This is a genomic window from Anaerolineales bacterium (genome assembly GCA_019637755.1).
Classification (GTDB): Bacteria; Chloroflexota; Anaerolineae; order Anaerolineales; family UBA11579; genus JAMCZK01.
On record JAHBVC010000001.1, the window covers coordinates 611,899 to 636,462 of the forward strand.

The 24,564-nt window shown below is 62.8% G+C and carries 26 protein-coding genes; 5 read left to right on the top strand and 21 right to left on the bottom strand.

The features are described 5' to 3' along the window. Positions 1-84: 84 nt before the first annotated feature. The 17 genes from KF821_03135 to npdG all read right to left on the bottom strand — a co-directional run bounded on the left by KF821_03135 (position 85) and on the right by npdG (position 15,322). The gene (locus KF821_03135; protein ID MBX3004805.1) at positions 85-987 is read right to left on the bottom strand and encodes an alpha/beta fold hydrolase; all 903 of its coding nucleotides are present in this window, start codon (positions 985-987) and stop codon (positions 85-87) included. Between the two features lie 5 nt (positions 988-992). Continuing rightward, positions 993-3,227 (bottom strand): molybdopterin-dependent oxidoreductase, encoded by a 2,235-nt coding sequence (locus KF821_03140; GenBank protein ID MBX3004806.1) that lies wholly within the window; start codon positions 3,225-3,227, stop codon positions 993-995. Further along, a complete protein-coding gene (locus KF821_03145; protein ID MBX3004807.1) occupies positions 3,227-3,565 on the bottom strand; it encodes a hypothetical protein in 339 nt (112 codons plus the stop codon). The genes KF821_03140 and KF821_03145 overlap by 1 nt, the downstream gene beginning before the upstream one ends. Then, the gene (locus KF821_03150) at positions 3,565-4,983 is read right to left on the bottom strand and encodes an FAD binding domain-containing protein (protein ID MBX3004808.1); all 1,419 of its coding nucleotides are present in this window, start codon (positions 4,981-4,983) and stop codon (positions 3,565-3,567) included. Before KF821_03150 ends, KF821_03145 begins: the two co-directional genes overlap by 1 nt. A 33-nt stretch (positions 4,984-5,016) precedes the next feature. Then, entirely contained in the window at positions 5,017-7,047 is a 2,031-nt protein-coding gene (locus tag KF821_03155; protein MBX3004809.1) for a chloride channel protein, read from the bottom strand. A gap of 76 nt (positions 7,048-7,123) precedes the next feature. Beyond that, on the bottom strand, positions 7,124-8,482 hold the full coding sequence (locus KF821_03160) for an aspartate aminotransferase family protein (GenBank protein MBX3004810.1): 1,359 nt from the start codon (positions 8,480-8,482) through the stop codon (positions 7,124-7,126). 1 nt (position 8,483) lies between these two features. Further along, on the bottom strand, positions 8,484-9,038 hold the full coding sequence (locus KF821_03165; protein ID MBX3004811.1) for a hypothetical protein: 555 nt from the start codon (positions 9,036-9,038) through the stop codon (positions 8,484-8,486). Further along, the gene (locus KF821_03170) at positions 9,035-9,469 is read right to left on the bottom strand and encodes a PaaI family thioesterase (GenBank protein MBX3004812.1); all 435 of its coding nucleotides are present in this window, start codon (positions 9,467-9,469) and stop codon (positions 9,035-9,037) included. The genes KF821_03165 and KF821_03170 overlap by 4 nt, the downstream gene beginning before the upstream one ends. Positions 9,470-9,546: 77 nt before the next feature. Continuing rightward, a complete protein-coding gene (locus KF821_03175) occupies positions 9,547-10,014 on the bottom strand; it encodes a four helix bundle protein (protein ID MBX3004813.1) in 468 nt (155 codons plus the stop codon). Positions 10,015-10,032: 18 nt separating this feature from the next. Further along, positions 10,033-10,659: a 2-phospho-L-lactate guanylyltransferase gene (gene cofC / locus KF821_03180; GenBank protein MBX3004814.1), complete on the bottom strand. Its 627-nt coding sequence runs from the start codon at positions 10,657-10,659 to the stop codon at positions 10,033-10,035. 26 nt (positions 10,660-10,685) lie between these two features. Beyond that, on the bottom strand, positions 10,686-11,618 hold the full coding sequence (locus KF821_03185) for a 2-phospho-L-lactate transferase (protein ID MBX3004815.1): 933 nt from the start codon (positions 11,616-11,618) through the stop codon (positions 10,686-10,688). A gap of 6 nt (positions 11,619-11,624) precedes the next feature. After that, positions 11,625-12,344, bottom strand: a complete 720-nt coding sequence (locus KF821_03190) for a gamma-glutamyl-gamma-aminobutyrate hydrolase family protein (GenBank protein MBX3004816.1) — start codon at positions 12,342-12,344, stop codon at positions 11,625-11,627. 93 nt (positions 12,345-12,437) lie between these two features. Further along, complete coding sequence (locus KF821_03195) at positions 12,438-13,061, bottom strand: nitroreductase family protein (GenBank protein ID MBX3004817.1); 624 nt, start codon at positions 13,059-13,061, stop codon at positions 12,438-12,440. Continuing rightward, positions 13,043-13,447 carry a PPOX class F420-dependent oxidoreductase gene (locus tag KF821_03200; protein ID MBX3004818.1) on the bottom strand — a complete coding sequence of 135 codons (405 nt, stop codon included), beginning with the start codon at positions 13,445-13,447 and terminating at the stop codon, positions 13,043-13,045. The genes KF821_03195 and KF821_03200 overlap by 19 nt, the downstream gene beginning before the upstream one ends. A gap of 2 nt (positions 13,448-13,449) precedes the next feature. Further along, a complete protein-coding gene (locus KF821_03205; GenBank protein MBX3004819.1) occupies positions 13,450-13,845 on the bottom strand; it encodes a PPOX class F420-dependent oxidoreductase in 396 nt (131 codons plus the stop codon). A 55-nt stretch (positions 13,846-13,900) separates the two neighbouring features. Continuing rightward, positions 13,901-14,662: a coenzyme F420-0:L-glutamate ligase gene (gene cofE / locus KF821_03210; GenBank protein MBX3004820.1), complete on the bottom strand. Its 762-nt coding sequence runs from the start codon at positions 14,660-14,662 to the stop codon at positions 13,901-13,903. A gap of 3 nt (positions 14,663-14,665) precedes the next feature. After that, complete coding sequence (gene npdG, locus KF821_03215) at positions 14,666-15,322, bottom strand: NADPH-dependent F420 reductase (protein ID MBX3004821.1); 657 nt, start codon at positions 15,320-15,322, stop codon at positions 14,666-14,668. A gap of 114 nt (positions 15,323-15,436) precedes the next feature. Between npdG and KF821_03220 the strand changes: the two genes are divergently transcribed. From KF821_03220 to KF821_03240, 5 genes are all read left to right on the top strand, one after another. Continuing rightward, positions 15,437-16,447 carry a hypothetical protein gene (locus KF821_03220; GenBank protein ID MBX3004822.1) on the top strand — a complete coding sequence of 337 codons (1,011 nt, stop codon included), beginning with the start codon at positions 15,437-15,439 and terminating at the stop codon, positions 16,445-16,447. Between the two features lie 14 nt (positions 16,448-16,461). Beyond that, positions 16,462-17,838 carry a dipeptidase gene (locus tag KF821_03225; GenBank protein ID MBX3004823.1) on the top strand — a complete coding sequence of 459 codons (1,377 nt, stop codon included), beginning with the start codon at positions 16,462-16,464 and terminating at the stop codon, positions 17,836-17,838. Next, positions 17,838-18,824, top strand: coding sequence for a DUF1385 domain-containing protein (locus KF821_03230; protein ID MBX3004824.1), 987 nt, complete (start codon positions 17,838-17,840; stop codon positions 18,822-18,824). Before KF821_03225 ends, KF821_03230 begins: the two co-directional genes overlap by 1 nt. A gap of 193 nt (positions 18,825-19,017) precedes the next feature. Beyond that, positions 19,018-19,905 (top strand): phosphodiester glycosidase family protein, encoded by an 888-nt coding sequence (locus KF821_03235; GenBank protein ID MBX3004825.1) that lies wholly within the window; start codon positions 19,018-19,020, stop codon positions 19,903-19,905. A gap of 18 nt (positions 19,906-19,923) precedes the next feature. Further along, on the top strand, positions 19,924-20,760 hold the full coding sequence (locus KF821_03240; protein MBX3004826.1) for a lipoate--protein ligase family protein: 837 nt from the start codon (positions 19,924-19,926) through the stop codon (positions 20,758-20,760). Positions 20,761-20,988: 228 nt separating this feature from the next. Here the strand turns inward: KF821_03240 and KF821_03245 are convergent, their stop codons facing one another. The 4 genes from KF821_03245 to KF821_03260 form a co-directional block, all read right to left on the bottom strand. Then, positions 20,989-21,654: a DUF4230 domain-containing protein gene (locus tag KF821_03245; GenBank protein ID MBX3004827.1), complete on the bottom strand. Its 666-nt coding sequence runs from the start codon at positions 21,652-21,654 to the stop codon at positions 20,989-20,991. A gap of 140 nt (positions 21,655-21,794) precedes the next feature. Further along, positions 21,795-22,250, bottom strand: a complete 456-nt coding sequence (locus tag KF821_03250) for a hypothetical protein (GenBank protein ID MBX3004828.1) — start codon at positions 22,248-22,250, stop codon at positions 21,795-21,797. Between the two features lie 688 nt (positions 22,251-22,938). Beyond that, complete coding sequence (locus KF821_03255) at positions 22,939-23,391, bottom strand: hypothetical protein (GenBank protein MBX3004829.1); 453 nt, start codon at positions 23,389-23,391, stop codon at positions 22,939-22,941. 32 nt (positions 23,392-23,423) lie between these two features. After that, positions 23,424-24,557, bottom strand: a complete 1,134-nt coding sequence (locus KF821_03260; GenBank protein ID MBX3004830.1) for an acyl-CoA dehydrogenase family protein — start codon at positions 24,555-24,557, stop codon at positions 23,424-23,426. Between the last annotated feature and the right edge of the window lie 7 nt (positions 24,558-24,564).

A 24,564-nucleotide genomic window follows, 5' to 3' on the forward strand; every position in this document is an offset into this window, starting at 1 on the left:
CTTCGCTACGCTCGCAATGACAAAAACAGCTTTCTCGCAATGAGATGTGCGACCTATACTGTGCTGCTATACCCCCGTGATGGCTCATACGCTCCTTTGGATAAATTCGATCAGTAGAGGATTAACAAGCTCAGGCCGGTCAAAGTGAGGAATGTGCTTGGCGTGTGGGATGGGATGAAACTCAGTGCGCGGCACAAGCTGCATAAAGGTTTGTGCATGGCGAAAGGGAACCGTATCATCCAGCTCGCCCCAGATGAGCTGCACCGGCATGGCCAGCTCGCCGAGGCGGCGATAGAGCACGAAATCCTCGTCCAACATGCCGCTGCGCAGCGAAGACAGCAGGGCGCGTTTAAAGCCCCCGTATTGCATCTGCTCGAGGTAACGCTGCTTAGATGATGCGATCACTGCGGGGCTGGGCTGGTAAAAATCGGCCAGCATGCTTTCCAGCAGAGTCTGCTGGCCCATGCGGCCCAGCACGCCGAGCAGCAGCTCGCCCACCCCGGGCCAAAATACGGCCTTGACCGCCGCGGGCAAGCCGAGATCAAAGCCGGCCGGGTCCACGAAGCTCAGGCGGCGCACCCGCTTGGGGAAGCGAAAGGCAAACTCTGCGGCGATCACGCCGCCCATGGAAAGCGAGACCAGGCTGGCGTGCGGTAGCGTGAGTGTATCGAGCAGCTCGGCCAGTTGGCGCACGAAGAGTGCCCTGTCATAGCGCCGGTGGGGCCGGTCAGACCAGCCGCGCCCATACAGGTCATAGCGCAGCACGCGGTAGCCGGCGGCGGCTAGCGCAGTGAAGGTAGGATCCCAAATAAAGCTGGGCATCGAAAAGCCGTGGATGAGCACCACGGGCTGGCCCTTGGGCGGGCCGGCCACTTCGTAATAGGTCTTGCCGTCGGAGAGTTGCGCCAGCGTACCGCTCAGGCCCGTACGCGCGGCACGGTCCAGCCGCCGCGGTTCGCCAAACAGGGTACGTTCAATGAACGTCATACCACCTAGAGCTTGCCGAGGGCGCGCAGCACACGTTCCGGCAGCAGAGGAAACTGATCGATCCATACCCCGGTGGCGTCATAGACTGCGGCGGTGACCGCCGGGGCAAAGGGCAGGTAAGGCATCTCAGCCATGCCGCGCGCACCCCACGGCCCTTCGTCTGCGGCAAATTCCAGGATCAGCGATTGCACCCGGTCGGGCACATCCATCACCGTGGGGATCAGGTAGTTGGAGAAGTACGGCGTCTTAACGTAGCCACCCTCTTGGATGAAATTCTCCATCAGCGTGTAGCCCGCGGCCTGCACCACGGCACCCTCGATCTGGCCTTCGATCTGCTGCGGGTTGATGGCGCGCCCAACATCATCGGCGCAGAGCACATCGGTGATATGCACCTGGCCAGTTTGGGTATCCACTTCCACGGCCACGGCCTCGGCAACGTAGCCATAGGCAAAGTTCGGGTCACCCTCGCCGGTTTCGGGATCGAGCAGCGTGGTGGCCGGGGGCACATACTTGTATTCGGCGATGGCCGGGCGATCCTCGTTGTGCCAGCGTTCCAGCGCGGCGGCGGCCGCGCCGCGGATGGCATTGCCCGCCATAAAAGTCAGGCGTGAGGCTGAGGCCGAGCCCGAATCGCCGGTGACGGCCGTATCCGCCACCACCAGCTCCACCTTTTCCAGCGGGACGCCCACGGCCTCGGCGGCCATCTGCTTGAAGGCGGTGTGGGCGCCCTGGCCGACATCCGAGCCGGCTTGGTGCACCACGACGCGTTCGATCTCGCCCGCGCCATGGATCTCAATCGTGGCCCAGGCACGCTCGGGGAAGCCAAACGAGAAGCCTACATTCTTAAAGGCGCTGGCAAAGCCGATGCCGCGGCGAATGTGCGCGGCGGGCGGCGACGCAGTGCCCCAACCCTGAGCGGGGCGCTGCCAGCCGCCGGCGTGCTCCTGCCAGCCGGCGGCGCGGGCGCAGGCGGCGATCACTTTGTCGAGCGAGACGCCTTTGGGCTGCGGAGTGTTGGTGGCGAGGATATCGCCTTCACGCGCCACGTTGAGCAAGCGCAACTCCACCGCATCGATGCCGAGGGCCGCGGCGAGCTTATTGATCTGCGATTCAGAGGCGAATGAGCCCTGCGGGCCGCCAAAGCCGCGGAAGGCGCCGTTGGGAATGTTGTTGGTGTAGACCGCGCAGGCATCCACGTGCACATTGGGGATGACGTAGGGGCCGGTGGCCAACAGGGTGGCGTTGCCCAATACTTTGACCGAGGTGTAGATGTATGGCCCTGAATCGGCGATCACTTCGGATTGGGCGGCGATAATCTTGCCGTCCTTGGTAGCGCCCCATTTGGAGCGAATGATGTAGGGATGGCGTTTGTGGTGCCCGATCATCGACTCTTCGCGCGACCAGATGATCTTGATCGGGCGATGGATGCCGCGCTGATGCAGGCGCCAGGCGGCCAGGGCCAGCACGATCTGCACCGACATATCCTCACGGCCGCCGAAGGCACCGCCGATGGCGGGGTGGATCACGCGCACTTGCTCTTCGGGCAGATCGAGGGCGTGGGCGATGGCCATGCGCTCCTCGTGCGCCCACTGGCCGGCGACTTCCACCGTGACGCGGCCTTGGTCGTCGATGTAGCCGAGGCCGGCTTCGGGGGCCAAGTAGGCGTGCTCCTGCACGGGGGTGTGATATTCGCCTTCGACGATGACATCGGCGGCGGCGAAGGCGGCCTCGATATCGCCGCCATAGCGCACGCGGTAGCGGTGATAGGTGTTCTCGCTATCGGGATGCAGGCGCGGCGCGGCGGGCTGCATGGCGGCCAACGGGTCAGTGAGCACCGGCAGGTCTTCGTATTCCACTTGAATGAGGTCACGCGCTGCGGCGGCGATGGCTTCGCTCTCGGCGACGATGAAGGCCACCTGGTCACCGACAAAGCGCACGCGCTCGGCGTAGGGTGTGCTGGAGCCTGGGCCGCACAAGACCGGCTGGTCTTGCACCATCAGGCCATAGGCATTCACGGGCACATCCTTGGCGGTAAAGATGGCGATGACACCAGGCAGGGCCTCGGCGGCCGAGGTGTCGATGGAGTGAATGATGGCGTGCGGCCGCCCGGCAAACAGCACCTTGGCGTAGGCCTGGTTCGGCTTGTTAATATCGCCGGGATATTGGGCCTGCCCTAGTACTTTGCTCAGCGCATCTACGCGGGTGACCGATTGGCCGATGGCAGTTTGGCGCGTGGGCATTATTCGTACCGCCCGCGCGTCATGGTGGCCACCTCTTCATTCAACGGGCCTCCAGCCAGCGAATAGATGATAGAGCCGAGAATCGAGAACACCAGATAGAGGATGACGGTAAGCACCAGCGTGAAGGTGCCCTTGAAGTAGGGATTGGTGAGCAGCGCTGGGTTGGCTTGTACGCCGCGGGCCAAGGTTTCGTTGTTAGCCAGCGCCCAGGCGATGATCAGATCGGTGAAGCCATAGGCCAACACCGGCAGGATGATGAGCAGCAGGCAGCCGATGCCGCGCCAAATGGGATGGACGCGCCAGGGGAAAGGATCACGCGTGGGTTTGCGCAACATCATCAGGCTGCCTCCGCCTTGCCGGCGCTTTCGATCGCATCCAAAATTTTGTAGTAGCCCGTGCATCGGCACAGATTGCCGGCTACGGCCTCTTTGGCCTGCTGGCGGGTGGGTTGCGGCTGCTCATCCAGCAACATGGCGCCAGACATCAGGAACCCGGGCGTGCAATAGCCACATTGCACGGCGGCATGATCGACGAAGGCTTGCTGCAACGGATGCAGCGTGCCATCCGGCGCGGCCAGGCCCTCCACCGTGGTAATCGTGGCGCCGTGGGCACGCGGCGCCGGTACCAGGCAACTCATCACCGCCTTGCCATCCATGAATACGGTGCAGGCGCCACATTCGCCCTCGGCGCAGCCTTCTTTGGTGCCAGTGAGCAAGGCTTCTTCGCGTAGTAGGCGCAGCAGGGTTTTCTCGTGGCCCGAAGCAAATAAGTATTGCTTGCCATTTATTGAGACATCAATAGGGCCGCTCTTGACCAACTGACCAGTCGACTGGTCAACTAGTCGACTGGTCGGCTTTGCAAGCAGCACCGGCTTCTCCGGAATACGCTGCGGCTGCTGCGATTGGGCCAGCTCTTCGAGCAAGCGCGCTACAGCGACGCGCACCATCTCTTTGCGGTAATCGGCCGAGCTGCGAATATCGCCAATCGGGGAGGCGGCCGCGGCGGCCAACTGCGCCGCCTGGGCGATGCTGGTTTCATCGAGGGCCAGCCCCACCAGGGCGGCCTCGGCCTCGGGGGCGCGGATGATGGTGGGCGCCACCGCGCCCAGGGTGATAGCGGCGGCGCTGACCTTGCCTGCATCCAGGCTCAGCACTACCGCGGCGTTGATCACAGAGATGGCCTGGGCGCGGCGCAGGGTCATGCGCATGAAGGCGCCGCGCTGGCTGGCCGGGTTGAGGGCGGCGAAGTGAATATCCACCAGCATCTCGTCCGGCTGCATCACGGTGCGGCGCACGCCAGTGTAAAACTCGGCCAGGCGCACACTGCGCTCGCCAGCGCTGGAGCGCAACACCAGCGTAGCGTCCAGCGCCATCAGCGCTGGAATGGTGTCATTGGCGGGCGAGGCGGTGATGAGGTTGCCGGCCACGGTGCTGCGGTTGCGGATCTGTGGCGCGCCGACCTCGTAGGCGGCCTGCGCCAGCGGCAGCGCCGCCTGGCGCAGCAACGGGCTGGCGGCGCACTGGTTGTGCGTCACCAGCGGGCCGAGGTGAATGCGGCCGGCCTCATCTTGGGTGATGGCGTCCAGCCCGGGGATGCGTGTGACATCGATGAGGGTGTGCACGCCTTTGCGTGCGCCGCGCTCAAACTCTACGATGAGATCGGTAGCGCCGGCCACAATGCGCGCCGCAGCGCCATGTTCGGCCAAGGCGGCCAAGGCCTCATCAACAGAAGCAACAGTGAGATAGGTAGACCACATAAGGCTAATTATAGTTTGCGCTGCGCCAGCCCACTAGCCCAGGGTGGCGCGCACGGCCTCCAGGTCTTCCTTGCGGGCATAGACCATCACCTGGTCGGCGCGCTGGAAGCGCGTGGCGCCGCGCGGGATCAGCACTTCGCCCTTACGCCGGATCGAGACGACCACGCAGCCCGCCGGCAGGCGTTTGGCCACATCGGCGATGGTTTTGCCCACCGCCCAGCCGCGCGCCGAGAGCTGGAACTCCACAAAGGTGGTGTGTTCCTCATTGCGCGCCCGCAACTGCTCGGCACGGTGCTCCACCTCGGTGCGGCGCGCCAGAGCCAGATCATAGGCACTGAGAATATCGTCGCGGCGCACCACGCCCTCCAGTTTGCCTGGGCGGCGGCGCGAAACTACGGGCAGCATGCTCAGGCCGCGGCTGCTCATGCGTCGCAGGGCCTCGCCCACGGGCTCATCGGCATAGGCCAGGCTGATCCCGGCCAGCGGAGTGGCCAGTTGGCGCACCGGCGTCTTCCAGGGCAGATCTTGCTGCACGGCCAGCTCCAGATCGGCCAGGCTGAACACGCCGGCCAGCCGGGAACGCCCATCCACCACGGGCAGGGTGCGCCGCCCCTGGCGGGCAAACTCGCGCTCGGCTTGTTCCAGCGTGGCGTTGTGCGCCAGCGGTTTGGGCTTGCTGAGCACCTCGTCCACGCGCACACTCTGCAATACATCCACCACGCGGCCACGGCGCACGCTGATGCCCTTCTGTTTGAGCTTCAGCGTGTAGATCGACTCGCTGAACATTAACTCCGCCGCCAAGGTGGCAACGACGCTAGCCATCATCAACGGCAGGATCAAGCGATAGTCATTGGACATTTCAAAGACGATCAGAATGGCGGCCATCGGGGCGCGTGCGGCCCCGGCAAAAGTGGCGGCCATGCCCACCAGGGCATAGGCCCCAGGGTTGACCGCCACCGTGGGCCACAAGGCATGCGCCGCCTGGCCCACGATGCCGCCCAGCATAGCGCCCATGAACAGGCTGGGCGCAAACACGCCACCGGAGTTGCCCGTGCCGAGGGTGAACAAGGTGCTAAGCAACTTACAGGCCAGGATGGCCAGCATCAGCCCGATGGAAAAATCAAAGCCGGAACCGATGGCATCGCCGATCAGTGGCAAGCCCGTGCCCAGCACGGCCTCGCCGGGGATCAGCAAACCCACCACGGCAGTGAGCGCCATGCCCAAGGCGGTTTTGTAGCGCAGCGGAATGCTCCACGCGTCGGAAAGATCCTCTACTTTATACAAGCCTCGGATAAAGACAATCGCCAGCACGGCCGCCAGCAAACCCAGCACCAGATAGATAAGCAACTCAGCCGGGTGGCTGAGCGGATAGGCGGGCACGTCGAACGAAGGGCGGTTGCCCAGATAGGCCTGGGTCACCACGCTGGCCGAGACGGCACTGATCACCACCGCCGCAAAGTTGTGTGCCGTGAAACTGCCCAGAATGACTTCTAATGCAAAGATCGAGCCGGCAATCGGCGCATTGAAGACCGCGGCAATACCGGCCGCGGCGCCACAGGCCACCAGGGTGCGAATACGTTCGTTGGAGAAGCGCAGTAGCTGGCCAATCGTCGAGCCGAGCGCCGAGCCCACTTGGACGATCGGCCCTTCACGGCCCGCGGAGCCGCCCGCGCCGATGGTGAGCGAGGAGGCGATCACCTTGGCCAGCGAGACCCGCGGGCGAATGCGCCCACCGCGCAAGACCATTGCTTCCATCACTTCGGGCACGCCGTGCCCCTTGGCTTCGCGAGCGAAGCGCTCGATGATCCAGCCCACGGCAAAGCCGGCCAAGGCCATCGCCACAATCAGGCCCGGGGCGGAGCCCAGCCAGTGGCGCAAGAGATCGCGCACAGCGCTTACCTGGCCGAGCATCCAGATAAAGACAATGGCACCAAAGCCGGTCCCCAGGCCCACGGCCACCGCCGTGGCACTAAGCACCAACTGGCCGGAGACCTGGGCACGATCCAACCAGGCGGCAACACGTGAAGTAAGTTGTACGAAGCGAGATGAAGCGGGAATTTGCATGTCAGATCCTAACGAAAAGTGAGCCCCGATTATAGGACTCTTCTCGCCAGGGTGTTAACGCCGCACGTTGGAATGGTCAGGCGTTCAAGCGGGCGCTCACGCGCGCCACGGCTCGCAGGCAGCGCTCGACATCGGCCAGCGTGGTGCGCCAAGAGGAGAACGAGATGCGCATAGCGCTGCGCCCCTGCCACTGGCTGCTGCCCGCCCAGAAGGTGCCCTCGGCTTGCAGCGCCGCGATCATGCGCTGGGTGAAATCATCATCGCCGAACGAGACGAGTACTTGATTGAGCACCACTTCGTTGAGCACCGCAAAGCCCTGCGCCTGCAGCCCGGCGGCCATGTGACGCGCTTGGGCACAGTTGCGCTCGATGAGATCGGCCAGGCCACTTTGCCCCAGTGAGAGCAGCGCCGCCCAAGCCTCAATGCCGCGGGCGCGGCGGCTGGCCTCGGGGGTGAAGTCGTACGGCTCACGTTCTTCGCCGCGCAATAGGTAAGCGGCTTGCTGGGCGAAGGCGCCAGCGAGGTGCTCAGGCTGGCGCACAAAGATGGCGCCGCAATCGTAAGAGACATTGAGCCACTTGTGGCCATCGGTGGCCCACGAGTCGGCCAGCTCCACCCCAGTGGTGAGATGGCGCAGTGCGGGCGAGGCGGCGGCCCAGATGCCGAAGGCGCCATCCACATGCACCCAGGCACCCGCGGCGCGGGCGGCGGCGCACAGTTCAGCCGCCGGGTCGAAAGCGCCAGTATTGACATTGCCAGCTTGGATGCACAGCAGCGTGCGCTCATCCAGAGGGGGCAATTGGTCGGCGCGCATGCGGCCCCGGCCGTCTACTGGCACGCGCTCCACGCGCTCACGCCCGAAGCCGGCCATGCCCAGCGCCTTGAACAGGCTGGAATGCGCCTCAGCGCCCACCACGACGCGTATCTCTGGCGCACCGAAGAGGCCACGCGCCTCGACATCCCAGCCCTGGCGGGCCAGCAAGGCATGGCGTGCGGCTAGCAGGCCGCTGAAGTTAGCCATGGTGGCCCCGGTTACAAAGGCGCCGTCGGCGCCTTCGGGCAGGCCGAGTGCCGCACGCAGCCAGCCGATGGCAATGCGCTCCATGCGCACGCCTACGGGCGAGTTGACCGAGCTGAAGGTGTTCTGGTCCCACGCGGCGGACAGCATCGAGGCGGCCAGTGCGGCGGGCAGCGTGCCGCCGGTCACGAAGCCGAAGTAGCGCGGCCCGGCTGAGGCCACGCTGGCACCGGCATGGGCGTTCAACTGGCGGAGAACATCGAGTGGCGACTGGCCGTCAGCCGGCAAAGGAATGTTGAGGGCATCGAGCGCGGCAATCGCCTGCGCGTCGGGGAAGACGCGGCGGTCTTCGAGGCTCGCGAGGTAACGCGCCGCCAAGGCAGCCGCTTCTTGCAAGAGTTCGGGCGAAATAGACATGCTAGGCCAGCGTGATCTGCTCGGCCAATTGGCGCACCGCCTGCATGCGCGCTTCGTCTTCGGGCGCGCCGTTGCTGGCCAGCATCAGCGTGTTCTCGGCGGCTTCGAGGATACCGCTGGGATCGCGGCCATCCAGGGCCAGCAGCGGGGCGGCGCTCCAGCCGCCCAGGGCGACCCGCGTGCGGCCCGAAGGCCAGCGGGCCAGCGCCAGCCACACGCCATCGGCTTCATAGTATTGCAGGGTGGCCAGCAGGCTGAAGCGCAGGGCGGTCAGGCTGCCGGGTATGCCGCTGGCACGCAAGGCGAGCAAGTTGCCGTAGCTCTGCGTGCGGCCATCGGCATATTCTAGTTCGGCGTCAAGGGCCAGCATGGCGGCCGCCAGGCGGGCGCTGCCCGGTGCGCTGGCGATGTACGCCAGCGCGGTGGGCTGCGCCGCTGGCTCCTGCTGCAGCAGCGCCTGCAAGGCAGCGGGAAGCTCCGGCAGCGCAAGCAGGTCCGACAAGCTCGCCTCAGCGCCGACCTGTAGCATATTGCCCTTGATGCTTACGGCGCTCACGCGTCACCATCCGCATAGACGCGCCAACCCAGCTCATCCAAATTGACGTCGGTGAGGTCCTCGGGCGGCAGGGCCACCATCAGGGCTTCAGCTTCGGCCAGCAGCTCGCCACTGGCGTCAAAGATGGCCGCCCGCGCCTCAGCCACGCGGCCACGGTCTTTGACCGCCACGCCGGTGATGCGCAAGGGTTGCCCAATGGGCACATGCTTGCGATACTTGGTGGTGAGGCGCGCCGTGTACATAAAGCGATTGTGGTCATGCAGCATAAAAACGCGGCTCACCGCCTCATCCATGATGGTGCTGATGACGCCGCCATGCACGATGCCTGGATAGCCCTCATAGACCTGCGGCACGCGGTACTCCCCCACAATGCCATTCTTTACCGCAGGGTCAGCATAGAACTGGAGCTTGAGCCCGATGGGGTTTTGCATGCCGCAGGCGAAACAGTTTTTTGAATTGGGGAGTTTTTGCATAGTCATGAAAGCAAAGTCCTATCCCTGTCGCTTGGTTAGTTAGTTGCTTGGTCGGAGATAAATTCGTCGGGCAGCTCAACCGTTGCAGAATTAACTACATATTCGATAGCTGTCTCTCGTGCCGAAAAACCTGCGCGTTTGTGCTCAGCCAGATAGGCACTCAATCGACGGATCTTCTTGCGAACATCGACGGTCGTGGCGAGGATCAAATCGAAATCAGCCTGTGAAAGATAGCCTTGATCAAGGGCTATATAAAGCTGTGATTGCACTTCAGCTGTGGAACGAAATGAATAGCTTAAGAAGCGAACAAATTCGCCGTCATATCCTGCATCAAACCCTTCCGCGACATTGGACATGACAGATATTGCCGCTTTGCGAATTTGGTCCCGCAATGCAAAGTCTTTCGCAAAGGACCCTGCATTTGTTTGTAGATAGATCTGATTGACAAGATCGCGCGCTGATTGCCAGACACGTAAATCCTGAAACCGGTTAACTGTTGCCATGACCAATCAACCAATCGACTAGACGACTTCGTTAGTCGCTCCCTTGTTTACATCACTCAATTGTAGAAAGTCCAAATCCTCCGGCACATCCACATCATGCGAAAGGGAGAGCAGCTCGAGTACATGCAGGCGTGCACCCGCTGTCGCCGCCGCGGCGCTATGCGCCTGGAATGAACCCTCGCCGAACTGGTATTGCACCAACCCCACCGGGTTGACATACAGCGCGTTGGTGCCTTCGTGGTGATGGTCAGGGGCAATCACTACGGCCGGCCCTTCTTTGCCGGCTTGCAGCATGGCGGAGAGATCCGCCGGGCTGAGCTGCGGCAGATCAGCGGGCACTACCAACACACTGGTGGCGGTATAGGTCTGCGCCACGGCCGTGGCACGGGTGAGTGCCACGTTGAGGTGTGGCGCCCCATCTTCTTGCAGTGTGCGCGCGCCGTGCTCACGGGCAATCGCCAGCGCCGCCGGGTCTCGGCTGACCACGAGCACTTCGCCCAACTCGGGCACGCTCTTGAGCGTATCGATGGTGTGGATCAGCATGCGCTCGTTGAGAGCAGCGCGGTCATCTTCGGATAGCACTGGCGCCAGGCGAGATTTGCCGCGGCGCAAGGGTTTAACGGGGACAATCGCCCAAATTGACATCTAGGTTCCTTTGGGTAGTGGGAGGCTCATGCCAGCAGGTGGCTGCCGAAGGCCAGCACCTGGCTGGCCAATTGAGCACGGTCGCTGCGGTCTTTCATCACCGTGGCAGTCACCAAGGGCATTATACCGAGCGCGGCCACGGCCTCGCTCTGCGCGGCGTCCACTTCGTCAAAGACGAAGCCGCGCAGCAAGCTGCCGTAGTGTTGCGCCACGGCCAGCGCACTGGGCAGGATGCCCAGCTCGCTGAACATCTTGGCCGCCGGGCCCTTGAGCGCCTGGCCGCCGATGATGGGTGAGATGGCCACTATTGGCTTGGCCGCCAGCGCGTCGCGCACGCCGGGTACGGCCAAAATAGGTGCCACGCTGACCCACGGGTTGGAGGGGCACACGACGACAAGCTCGGCGGCGGCGATGGCGGCGAGAACGCCAGGCGCGGGCTGCGCCTGCTCCACGCCATCGAAGCGAAAGCCGGATACCTGCGGCTCGCAGCGGCGGGCAACGAAGTACTCTTGGAAAGCCAGCTCACCCTCGTTGGTGTGCACCATGGTGCGCACGGGCTGGTCGCTCATTGGCAGCACACGCTGGGCAATGCCCCACGCCGCGCAAAAGTCTGCGGTGATGGCGCTGAGCGCCTCGCCGGCGCGTAAACGGCGCGTGCGCTCCAGATGCGTGCCCAGGTCTTTATCGCCGAGCAGGAACCAGCTCGGCCCACCCAGGGTTTGAATGTTGCTGAAGGCTTGCTGGGTCTCGTCGATACGGCCCCAGCCGGTGATCGGGTTGGCCAGCTCGGCAAGGGTGTAGCACACGGTGTCGAGGTCTGGGCAGATGGTCAACCCAAAATGCTCAAAGTCGTCGCCGGTGTTGACGATGATAGTGAGATCTTCGGGTGGCAGGACCTGCGCCAGGCCATCGGCCAGTTTGGCGCCGCCCACCCCACCGGCCAGTGCGAGAACTTTCATATGCGGTTAACGGCTGGCCTGCACCAGAGCGCGGAACAGATTTTGCATGCGCGCATCATCGGGCAGGCACTCCGGGTGCCACTGCACGCCGAGCGCAAAGGGATGCTCCGGCAGCTCGATGGCTTCCACCAGGCCATCCGGCGCGCTGGCCACGGCTTTGAGGCCAGCCGCCAGCTCTTTGATGCCCTGGTGATGCAAGCTATTGACCTCGACGATGGGCTCGCCCAAAATTTCGGCCAGGCGGCTACCCTCGCTCACCTGCACCGGGTGGGCCAAATAATCCCAGGGGTGGTCAGGAAAGTTGCTGTGCTGCAGTGCAGCGGGCAACTGGTCAGCGATGTGGGTGTACAGGCTGCCACCGAGGGCCACGTTGGTGATTTGCAAACCACGGCAGATGCCCAAAAAGGGCTTGCTGTCCTCAGCGGCTTGGCGTACCAGTTGAATCTCGATCTCATCCCGCTCGGCGTCAAGGTCGTAGAGCTTTTCGTGTGGCTCGCCATTGAAGCGGTGAATTTCAATATCGCCGCCACCGGTGAAGACCAGACCATCCAAGCGGCCGAGCAGCTCGCGCAGCTTGTCGAGCGGCAAGTTCAATGGGATCAGCACAGGGATTGCGCCGGCGCGTACCAGCGCCTCGCTGTATGGGCGCGGCGTTTGGATTACATCAATCTGGTAAAAATCAGAGCGTGCGCTGCGGGTGATGACGCCAATTAGTGGGCTGGACATGGGGATATTCTAAAGCTAATCAAATGCAATCAACATCAATCAAGAGCAATCTGTTTTGATTAACTGATTGCTCTTGATTGCCTTTGATTGGCGTCATACCCAACGCGTAACATCATCCACCGCTTGGCGTGGGCGCGGCGGCGGCTCGCTGGCCGGGTAGCCCAGGTACAGCACAGCTTGTGCCAGCCAGCTAGGCGGCAGGCCCAGCGCCTGCTGTGCGGCGGCCTGCGCCAGCAGCGGCGCGCACACCCACACGCCGCCGAGGCCTTCGGCCTGGGCGGCCAGCAGCAGTTGCCCACCCGCCAGCGCTACGCTTTGCATGGCCATGAACAGCTCGCCCTGGGTGCGAGCGGGATCGGCATACGTATCCAGCACGCTGGTATCTAGGCACAGCAGCACGGCGGCTGGCGCCTCGTGCAGGCGGGCCGCAGAGCGCGCCAACTGTGCCTCAATCTCTGCTGCACTGAGGCCTTCGGCCTGAAGCGCTGCAGCGAACTCCTGCCCCATCGCAGCAGCGAGGGCCGCACGGCTCTGGCTGCTCTCCAGAATCACAAACCGCCAGGGCTGGCGGTTGTGAGCATTGGGTGCATAGGTCGCCGTTTCCAGCATGCGCTGTAAGGCCGCAGCGGCTACCGGCTGCGGCAGGAAGCGGCGTGCCGAGCGGCGGCTGCGTAGCCAGGCGTGCAGATCGTGTGGCGCTAGGCTTGCGGCGGCCACAGGGTAACTTGCTCAGGCTTGAGCTTATACAGCACGCGCACCTGACCTTCAGGAATGTTGAAATCCTGCCCGGTGTACTTGCGGGACAACGCGTGCAAATGCTCCGCCGCGCCCTCTTTGGTGATCTCAACCCGGCCGCGCACCTGGATGTACTGGTACGGATTCTCCGGGGCGACGATTGCCACGGCGATCTGAGGATTGCTGCTCAGGTTGCGAAACTTGGCGGTCTTGTCCGAGGTGCCGAAGAGGATGTGCTCGCCATCCGTGTTGAACCACACCGCGGTGAGCTGCGGCGCGTGGTTAGCATCGACGGTAGCGATCCAGGCGAAGGCCTTGGTTTCATCGGCCAGCAAGTGGCGGTAGGCTTCGGGAAGTGTGTTGAGCATGATCACCCCATGCTGCTGGTCTTGAGCGGCTTGATCTTATAGATCACGCGCACCTGGCCCTCGGGCAGCTTGTAGTCCTCACCGTGATACTTGTGCGAGAGGGCGTGAATATGCGCCGTGCCGCCCTCGCTGGTGATATCCACCACCTCGCCGCGCACTTCCAGATAGCGATAGGGGTTGGCGGGATTCATCAGGGTCACGGCGACCTGGCGGCGGGCACGCATGTTGCGGTCTTTGCGGCGGCCTTCGGCAGAGTTGATCAAGATGTAGTCACCCTCGGTATTGAACCAAACCGGGGTCACCTGGGGCGAACCATCCGGCATGATCGTGCCTAGGAAGGCGAACGCCTTGGTTTCATCTTTGAGCAAATCTTGGAAATTCTCAGGAATGTTGTTCACTTCATCTCCTTGGATACAAGTGGATAGGAATCAGACGATGAGCCAGAAGGCTATCTTACCGAAATTCGTCGCGCCCACGCGGGCGCAAGAGCTCAGACAGGGTTGCTTCACGCAACGCGTAGGGGAACCCGCGCACATGCACGGCCGGGCAGCCCTCGGCGGCCTGGCCCATGGCGAGCGAAGCGGCGGCGGCCAGCTCGTCGCCGGCGGCCAGCTGCGTTACGCGCAGCGGGCGGCCGGCCAGGTCAGGCGTGCCGCGCAGATCGACCAGGCCGGGCAAGCCGCTCAGGCCGATGGTGGTGCCCAGCGTGCCTTCACGCCAGGCGCGGCCATGCGAATCGATGATGAGCACGCCCAGTTTGGCCGCGCTGGCCTGTTCGAGCACGCTACGCAGGCGGCTGGCGCTGGCATCCGGGTCTTGGGGCAGCAGCAGGTAGGCGTCTTCGTCTGAGCCGGGCAGGTTCGAGTGATCGATGCCCGCATTGGCGCTGACGAAGCCGAGGCGGTGCTCCACGACGAGCAGGCCGGGCCGGGCGCGCAATACTTCATTGCTCTCGTCCAGAATCATCTGCACGAGGCGCGGGTCTTTTTCGGTCAGCGCGGCGAGCTCGAGGGCACGCGCCGAGGGCGTGACCTCGCCCAGGTGGCGGTAGCGGCCCTCGGCCTTGGATACGATCTTCTGCGCCAGCACGATCACATCGCCATCTTGCAGGGTCAGCCCTTGGCGCAATAGGGCAGCCAATAGCAGTGAGGCCAGGTCATCGCCGGGCTGCACCAACGGCAAGCCCTGCAGTGGAGTGAGGACGAGCGGCTTCACGTCTTACGGCTTGGGGATGCCGGCGACCTTGATGGTGCCGTGGCGTGATTTGTAGTGCTTGTTCATGCTGACCAATATACTGGTCAGCCCTTCGATGGTGATAGCGTTATCGAGCGCCCCGGCGTAGTAGCCGGTCAGGCCAGCAGCCTGCACCAGCTCCAGGGCGGCGTCCACCGCGGCCATGTCATCGGCGCAGACCAGCACGTCACTATCCAGCGGTGCGGTGATGTTCTTGCGTAGCGCCGCGGCGGGCACGGTTTGGAAGGCGGCGGCCACTATGACGCCAGCGCCCAGCAGCTCCTGGGCACGGCGGGCGGCGGCGGGCGCCGGCGGTGGAGTGAGCGCCGGGAAGCTCAGGCGTGCGGTGGCATCCAGCAGGATCTTGCCCTGCAGCGCGGCTTTGACGCTGGCCAGCGCGGCCTCGTGGGCAGCTTGCTCCACGGTGAGGATGGCCAGCTCGGCGGCGGCCACGGCGGCGGCATTCTCCATACCCTGGATGCTTTCGCGGCCCAGCTCAACGTTCAGTTCCGCGGCGGCGGCCTGCGCCTTCTCCGCGGTGCGCGAACCGACGATGACGGTGTAGCCGGCGTGCGCCCAGCGCAGGGCCAAGCCGGCGCCCAGTGCACCGGTGCCGCCGATGATGGCAAGTTTTTTGGACAAGTTATTCTCCTGCAAATCCGTTAATCGACTAATCGGTTAATCCATCGGCAGATTAATGGACTAAGGGATTAACCGATGGAATTCTATCAGCCGACACATCATATAATGAACTGCATGCCCGGCTCGCAAATCATCATTGAGAACATCTACAGTATCGCCCTGGAGCACAACGCGCTGAACGACCCTGTAGAGCGGCGTGTGCCAGTGTATCTGCCGGCGGGCTACTCACCTGAGAGCAAGTATCCGGTGATCTACCTGCTGGCGGCCTTCGGCAACCGTGGGCTGAAGTTTCTCAATGATGATCTGTGGGAGGAGAACATCCAGCAGCGGCTGGACCGCCTGATCGCCTCTGGCGCGATGCGCCCCACCCTGGTGGTGATGCCAGATGCCAGCACGCGCTATGGTGGCTCGCAATACCTAAACTCAGCCGCGCTGGGCGATTACGAGGACGCCATGCTGGAACTGGTGGGGGTGATCGACCGTAAATATAGCACCCTGCCCGCCCGCGGCGCCCGCGCCGTGGTGGGCCACAGCTCCGGCGGCTACGGGGCGCTGCGCCTCGCCATGCGCCAGCCGGGCACCTTTGGCCTGGCGGCGGCACACAGCGCCGATCTGGATTTTGAGCTGGCCTATCGCCCCGAGTTTGGCGGCCTGCTGCGCTATTACGAAAACGTGGGGCTGGCCGGGCTGCAAACGCTGCTGGCTGACCCGGCTACGGCGCTGCGCCAAGGGGCGCCGTATAGTGCACTCAGCCTGCTGGCCAGTGCCGCCGCCTACGCCCCGAATGCACACGCGCCGTTGGGCTTCGACCTACCGATCGATCTGCACACGGGCGCCTGGCGGCCCGAGATCTGGCAGCGCTGGCTGGCGCACGACCTGCTGCACATGCTGGCCGCGCAGGCTGGTGCGCAGCATGCTGAGGCGCTGCGCTCGCTGCACCTGCTGTACCTCGATTGCGGCAGGTACGATGAGTATAATTTGCTCTACGGTGCGCGCCAATTCAGCGGCCAGTTGCGCCAACAGGCGATTGCCTACCAATACGAAGAATACGAAGGCGGCCACCGCCATATGAAGCACCGCTACGATACATCCTTCACTGCAGTCTCTGCAGCATTCCAACTCTGAGAGGAATTCTCCCCATGTCTGATCCGCGCAGCACCGCCCTTCAATACGCCAAAGACCATCGCGCCCGCTTCCGCCAGGAACTGGCCGAGCTGGTGGCCATTCCCAGCGTCTCCGCCGACCCGCAATTCAAGCCCGATATCCAACGCGGTGCGGAATGGCTGGCGAACAAGCTCAAGAGCCTGGGCATCGAGAACATTCAACTGCTCGATAACGGTGGCCATCCGCTGGTCTTCGGTGAGTGGAAGGGCGCTGGGCCGGACGCCAAGACCATGCTGGTCTACGGCCACTACGATGTGCAACCGGCCGACCCGCTGGAGCTGTGGGACACACCCCCCTTTGAAGCGATTGAAAAAGGCGAGCTGCTCTTCGGCCGTGGCACCTCGGACATGAAGGGCCAGGTGATCTCCAGCCTGGCGGCGATCGAAGCGGCGCTACACGCCGGCAGCCTGCCGGTCAACATCAAGTTCATGATCGAGGGCGAAGAGGAAACCGGCTCGCCGAGCATGGATAAATTCATCAAGAAGCATGCCGCCACCTTCGCGGCTGATTTTGCGCTCAACCCGGATGCCGGCATGCTCAGCCCCACCCAGCCCACCATTACCTACGGGCTGCGCGGCATGGCCTATTTTGAGCTGCACATCACCGGCCCGGCGCTGGATCTGCATTCCGGCTTCTTTGGCGGCACGATCCGCAACCCGGCCAATGAGCTGGCGCGCGTGCTGGGCAGCATGCAAGACAGCCAGGGCCGCGTGACGGTGCCGGGCTTCTACGACAAGGTGCGCACGCTTTCGGTGGAGGAACGCGAGGACTTCCGCCGCCTGCCGCAGAACGATGAGTTCTATCTCAAACAGTCTGGCTCCAAGGCCCTGTGGGGCGACAAAGACTTCAGCGCCTACGAGCGTGCCACGGCCCAGCCCACGCTGGATGTGAACGGCCTGCTCTCTGGCTACACCGGCGAAGGCCCCAAGACGGTGCTGCCCGCCAAAGCGATGGCCAAGTTCTCTTGCCGACTGGTGCCTGACCAAGACCCGTTCGAGATCGAAGCGTTGATGCGCACGTACATTGAGAAGACGATCGACCCCGGCGTGAGTTGGGAGCTCAAGCTGATCTCCGACGCGGTGCCCTCCATCTCCGAGCGCGACTCGGCCGCGGTGCAAGCCATGGCCAAGGCGCAAGAGACGGTGTGGGGCGTGAAGCCCATCTTCCGCCGCGAGGGCGGCAGCGTGCCGGTGGTGGGCCACCTGCAGGGCCAACTGGGCATCGAGTCGATCAACGTGGGCTGCGGCCTGCCGGATGATCAGTTGCACTCGCCCAACGAACGGATGCACTTGCCCAGTTGGGAGAAGCAGATCGATTCGTTGATCCACTTTATTTACAACCTGGCTGACTAATGCTCAGCCTTCACAAACCGAAGGCTGAGCGTGGCATTCACGCTGTGAATGCCAATGGCTCTGGGCCTAAACCCCTGTATGGCGGGCAGGCTGTTATCGAAGGCGTGATGATGCGCGGGCCGCGCTTCATGGCGGTGGCGATGCGTGACCCCAAGGGCAAGATCGTGCTGCACAGCGAAGCGCTCAGCCCGATCTACACCAGCCGCTGGGCCAAAGTACCCTTCCTGCGTGGCCTGCTGCTGTTGTGGGATGCGTTGGGGCTGGGCAGCCGCGTGCTGGGGCTCTCGGCCAATGTGCAAGCTGAGACGGAAGACGAAACCCTGGAGGGCACGCCGCTGCTGCTCACCATGCTGGCCTCGTTTGGTATGGCGATCGGCCTGTTCTTCGTGCTGCCCGCCGGGTTGGCCCACCTGGTGGAGCGTTACTTCACGCTCAGCCCGCTGGCCGGCAACCTGCTCGAAGGCGTGCTACGCCTGGCGATCTTGCTGGGCTATCTGTGGGCCGTGGGCCGCATGGAGGAGATCCGCCGCGTGTTCGGCTATCACGGTGCGGAGCACAAGACCATCCATGCGTATGAAGCCGGCTTGAAACTGACCCCTAAGACTGTGGACAAATTCCCGCTGGAGCATCCGCGCTGTGGCACCGCGTTCTTGCTGACCGTGATCGTGCTCTCGATCCTGGTGTTCACGCTGATCGGCCCGCTGCCGCTGCTGCTGCGCCTGCTGCTGCGCGTGCTGCTGATCCCGGTGCTGGCGGGCGTGGCCTACGAATATCTGCGCTTCACGGCCGCCAACATGCGCAACCCGCTGGTGCGCGTGCTGGTGGCGCCGAATCTGGCGCTGCAGCGCCTGACCACGCGCCCACCGGATGCCAAGATGCTCGAAGTGGGCATTGCTGCTTTCAATGAAATGTTGCGCCTGGAGACGAGCAAGACGGCCAAGCCGAAGGCGTTGAAGCTTAAGCCTGCGAAAGCAGCCAAACGCTAAGCCAATAGGCACTGCGTTCAATGACAATCCTTTGATGCGTTAATCAAACTAATCGATACTAATCACAATTGCTTCGTCAGCGTTGTGCGCAACGCTGACGAAGCAATCTACCCGATCCAGCACGCGGATTTCCTTTGATTAACTGATTAAGAGATTGCTGCTTGTTCGCCGGCTACTCGATACAATCGAGCACATGAAACCCAAGACCCCATCCGCGGCGCGCCGCGCCCTGTTAGTGCTGCTGGCACTGACCCTGGCCAGCGTGGCCTGTGATTTTGGCCGCTTCAATCCTGTAGGGATCGGCCGCAGCCAGCCAGACTATGAGACACGCGAGCTCTTCCCTGGCGCTGAGTACATGCGCGTGGTGCGCCAAACCCCGCGCCCGCTGGTCTTCCATGTGGTCAAGATCGATCTAATGAATGGCATTCGCTCGTTTGTCACCGAAGGCAACCCGGATGCGGCCCGCCCGCTAGGGGCGCGTACCACCTCGAGCTTCCTGCAACAAAATAATTTGCTATTGGCAATCAACGGCGATGGCTTCACGCCCTGGTTCGATCTGGGCCCATTCGGCTCCGAGCCCGACCCCGGCGACCGGGTAACCCCGCTGGGCTATGCTGCTTCGCGCAGCATCGTGTACTCCGCAGCTGCGCGTGCCCATCCGATCCTGTATCTGTACGAGGATGGCGCCGCGGACATCAACGTGTTGGAGAACAAGCTCTACAACGCCATCTCCGGCTTCCGCTTGCTGGTTTGGCATCAAGAGCCAGTGGATGGATTGAAATCCAGCGAACCGGAACCGCGCACCGCTATCGGCTTGAACCAGTTTGGAACCGAAATGGTCATCATCGTGGTGGACGGGCGCATGCCGGGCTATAGCGAGGGCGTGACCGAGAAAGAGCTGGCCGGCCTGATGATGGAGCAGAACGTGTACAACGCCATGAACATGGATGGCGGTGGCTCCAGCACTCTGGTGATCCGCGGCGAAGATGGCCAGCCCGAATTTCTGAATACGCCGATCCACAATGGCGTGCCAGGGCGTGAACGCCCGGTGGCCAACCACCTCGGCTTTTATTTTCCGTAGGCCAGTACAATCCCGCACATGAGTTCTTTGCTACCGCGCGCCCAGTGGCGCCTGCTGCGCCATGCACCCGCCAGTGGAACGCGCAACATGGCGGTGGATGATGCCATCCTGGAGTTGGCACGCAAGGGCGCAGCCCCGCCCACGCTGCGCCTATACGACTGGGCGCCGGGCACGCTGACGCTGGGCCTGGGCCAACCGCTAGCCGATGTGGATACGGCGCGCCTGGCAGCGCACGGCTGGGGCATGGTACGCCGCCCCACGGGTGGCCGCGCCATCCTGCATATCGATGAGCTGACCTATTCGGTGATCGGCGCCAACGACGAGCCGCGCCTGGCGGGCGGTGTGCTGGAGAGCTACCGGCGCATTTCGGGCGCGCTGATGCGCTCGCTGGCTGTGCTGGGCCTGGCGGTGCAGCAGCAGCCACAGCATCTGCTGCCAGCGGGCAGCGGCGACGCCGGCCCGGTATGTTTTGAAGTGCCCTCGGATTACGAGATCACCCTGGGCGGCAAGAAGCTCATCGGCAGCGCGCAGGCACGCCGCAAAGGCGGCGTGCTGCAGCACGGCAGCCTGCCGCTGTATGGCGACATTGCGCGCATCACCGAGGCGTTGGTGTATGCCAGCGAGGCCGAGCGCGAGGAGAGTGCCGCCCGCGTGCGCCAGCGCGCCGCCACGGCCGAAGAGGGCCTGGGGCGCGTGCCAAGCTATGCCGAGGCGGCGGCAGCCTTCATGCAAGGTTTTGCAGAAGAGCTGAATATTGAGTTGGTGGAAGGCGAGCTTAGCGCTGAGGAAGAGGCGGCCGCCGCCGAATGGGAAGCGCAGCGTTATGCGAGCGCGGCGTGGATGGAACGGGCATAAGCGCGAGTAATCCGCCATTAACACAGAACAGAATAGTTTGAAACAGGCGCACAACGGATTCCTCCCTCGCTGCGCTCGGTTCGGAATGACAAGAATTGTGAATGGGAAGTGCAGCAGTACGCGAGCGCGGCGTGGGTGGAACGGGCGTAACTCATCCCCTAGTCAGTTAATCACAAGCAATCAAATATCTCAACTGATTAAATAATTAACCGATTAATGGATTTTGTTTTACTCAAAAATCACTTCTGGAAAACCCAACTGTAAGAAAAAGCGATATAGGAAATTCTCAGCGTTGACCTGGGCCTGGGCAAGGATGCCGTCCGCCAGGGCGGCGGCTTCGATCTCGTCTTCGGCGGCCTGGCGCGCTACCGTCTCCAGATTCTGGTCGCCACGGGTGAGCACGCCCTGCTCGCGATCGTAGACGTAGGACTTGTCATTCTCCAGCGTGGCCACGAAGATCTCGGCGGGCGGCAGGGTGACATACAGCACGCCGCCTTCCACGCGCATATCTTCGGGCTGCAACTTCTGCAGGTCTACGCCGGCGATGACGGTGCCGTGAGCGACGAATAGGATACGGTCGCCCACCAGGAAGCCGAACAGGCCCTGGCGCGTTTCGGCGCTAATGATCTTCTCCACCGAGTACTGGATGGTTTCGAGGCGCGCCATGCTGCGCACCTCGTGCACGATGGTGACGGGGTCGGGGATCACCGTGGGGGTGGGATGCAACACATTGGCGACCTGGGTGCTGACCGACTCAGACAGTTGCTGCACCGGGTTGAGGCTGGCGGCGGCGGTATCACGCACCAAGCCGAGGACCTGGAGCATGCCCCAGCCCACAATTCCAACCAGCACCAGCGAAGCGACCACAGGGAGCCATGCGCGTAGTTTTTGCATAGTGGCTTGATTATATAATGCGCGTGGGAAAAATTCGTTGCGTTTCAATTGCGGTGATTTTGCTACAGGTCAAGTATCGAGTAACAATCAAAAGCAATCGATTAATCGATTGCTTTTTGATTGTTACTCGATACTATTATCTAACGCCGCGTCGTCTTTTTACGCGCCGCTTTCTTGGGCGCTGCCTTCTTAGGCGCGGCACGCTTGGCGGGCATCTTGCGTACGGGTACAGGCCGGGTCTCTGGCGTGGTCAGGCCGGCGATCAGCACCAGCAGGAAGCCACCCGCGGCGACCCAGGTGCCGTAGCGCACGGCGGTGTCGGCGTTGCCGTCTTGCACTACCATGAGGGCGGCGACCGCCAGGGCCGCGAGGCCCAGGCCGCCCAAGCCGATCTGGGCGTTGCGCGAAACGTAAAACACCGCCATGGCGGCGGCCACGACGGCGACCAGGACCAGAATCTTGTGCAACTCGGCGCCATCCAGCTTGAACAAGCCGGGGCCAGTGATGTCACCCGAACCGCAACTGGCCAAGGGCAAGACCAGCAAGGCAAACAAAGCGATTAATGCACCGATGCGTGAGAGTGTTGATTTCTGCATAAGGCCTCCTCGTTAAGTTCGCTAACGAATTTATTGGAGATGTGTGCCGCAGTTTGTGAGCGTGAGTTTAATGCGCGAGAGCGTTGTGGGCGCATTTTGAAATGCGCGTCAAGTAGAAGATGTGCCAGTAGGGATCCTTCGCTGGTGCGGGTTCGGCGTTCGGGTGGTGAACTCAGCACCCGCTCAGGATGACACGAGGATTGGGTATTTGTGACTGCGAGCTTGGCGCACGATAGGTCTGTTGGCGCAGTTTGAAATGCGCGCCGCATAGAAGATATGCCACCAAGGATCCTTCGCTGGTACGGGTTCGGCGTTCGGATGGTGAACTCAGTGCCCGCTCAGGATGACACGGGGATTGGGTATTTGTGGGTGCGAGCCTGGTACACGATAGGTCTGTTGGCGCGGTTTGAAATGCGCGCCGCATAGAAGATATGCCCGCGAGAATCCTTCGCTGGTGCGGGTTCGGCGTTCGGGTGGTGAACTCAGCACCCGCTCAGGATGACACGAGGATTGGGTATTTGTGGGTGCGGGCCTGGTGCATGATAGGTCTGTTGGCACGGTTTGAAATGCGCGCCGCATAGAAGATATGCCCGCGAGGATCCTTCGCTGGGGTGGGTTCGGCGTTCGGGTGGTGAACTCAGCACCCGCTCAGGATGACACAGTGGCGCCCTCCGTTTGCGGTCGCAGCTTAATGCGGGAGAGCGTTGTGTAGGATATAAAATCGCATTTGTTCAAGCTCAACCTCATCTCGTATTACGCGTTCATAGTAATTACGTTGCCATACAATCAACGCAGGAGCACTTTGTAGTTCTCTGATTTGCTTAGTTACTGCAGCTTTATATGAGCGCACAATTGCACCGAGAGAGCCTGGCGTGACTTGCAATCCATCTTGCCGTAGGGGCGCAGCATGCTGTGGCTTGATAAACAGGATGCCATGCATATGATTTGGCATCACTATGAACTGATCGATAATCACCTGTGGAAAGTGTGTTGGAATCGCTTGCCAGCAACTTTTTGCAATCTCTCCGAATGCAGAGAGGCTTACTTTTTGATCAATGATGCGGCCAAATAGATTGGCCTGCTTGTGTGTAGATATCGTCACAAAATAGCCACCCGCTGACGCGTAGTCATACTCTGGCAAGCGGATTGACCTTCGCCCCCTATTCACACGTTCTACTCCTCGATGACGTGGCGGGCGATGACCATGCGCATAATCTCACTGGTGCCCTCGCCGATGGTCATTAGGCGTGCATCACGGTAGATGAGCTCCACGGGGAATTCTGAGCTGTAGCCGTAGCCGCCGTGAATTTGGATGGCGTTGCGGCAGATCGTCTCAGCCACTTCGGTGGCGAAGAGCTTGGCCATGGCGGCCTGCTTGGCGAAGGGCTTGCCGTTGTCTTTGTTCCAGGCGGCCTGCCAGACCAGCAAGCGCGCCGCGCTGAGCTGCGTCTCGGCATCGGCCAGCATCCATTGGATGGCCTGGTGGTTGGCGATGGGTTGGCCGAAGGTCTTGCGCTGCTTGGCGTACTTGATGGCTTCCTCGAGCGCCGCACGCGCCAGGCCGACGGAGAGCGCACCGATGCCGACGCGGCCGCCATCCAGCGTGGCGAAGGTGTAGGCGAGGCCCTTGCCCTCCTCACCCAGCAGGTTGCCGGCGGGCACGCGCACATCCTGATAGCTGACGGCGTGCGTGGGCGAGCCGTGCAGACCCATCTTCTTTTCGGCGGGGCCGATGGAGAGGCCCGGCGTGTCGGTGGGTACGAGGATAAGGCTGTGACGCTCGCCGGTGCGCACGAGGGTGACAATGAAATCGGCGATGGAGGCGTTGGTGCACCACATCTTGTTGCCGTTGATGACCCAGCTATCACCGTCACGCACGGCGCGGGTTTGCACGCCGCCGCCCAGGTCTGAGCCGGCGCCGGGTTCGGTGAGCGCCAGGGCGGCCAGCTTGCTTTTGCCGCCGGCGGCCACGGGCAGGTACTTCTGTTTGAGCTCCTCAGAGCCGAAGAGCGCCACGGGCGCGCAGCCGAGGGCGCTGTGGGCGCCGATGCTCAGGGCGGTGCTGCCGCAGCCCCAGCCCATCTCCTCAACGGCCAGCACGATGCTGAGCGTATCCAGCTCGGCGCCGCCATAGGCTTCGGGGATGTGCATACCCAGCAGGCCGAGGGCGGCGCCTTTGCGGGCAGCCTCCCAGTTGAACTCGCTGCGCTCATCCACTTCACGCGCCTTGGGCTTGATTTCCCTGGCGACGAAATCGTGCACGGCGGCCTGCCATTGTTTGTGCTCCTGGCTGAGTTCAAAATTCATTGAGAAG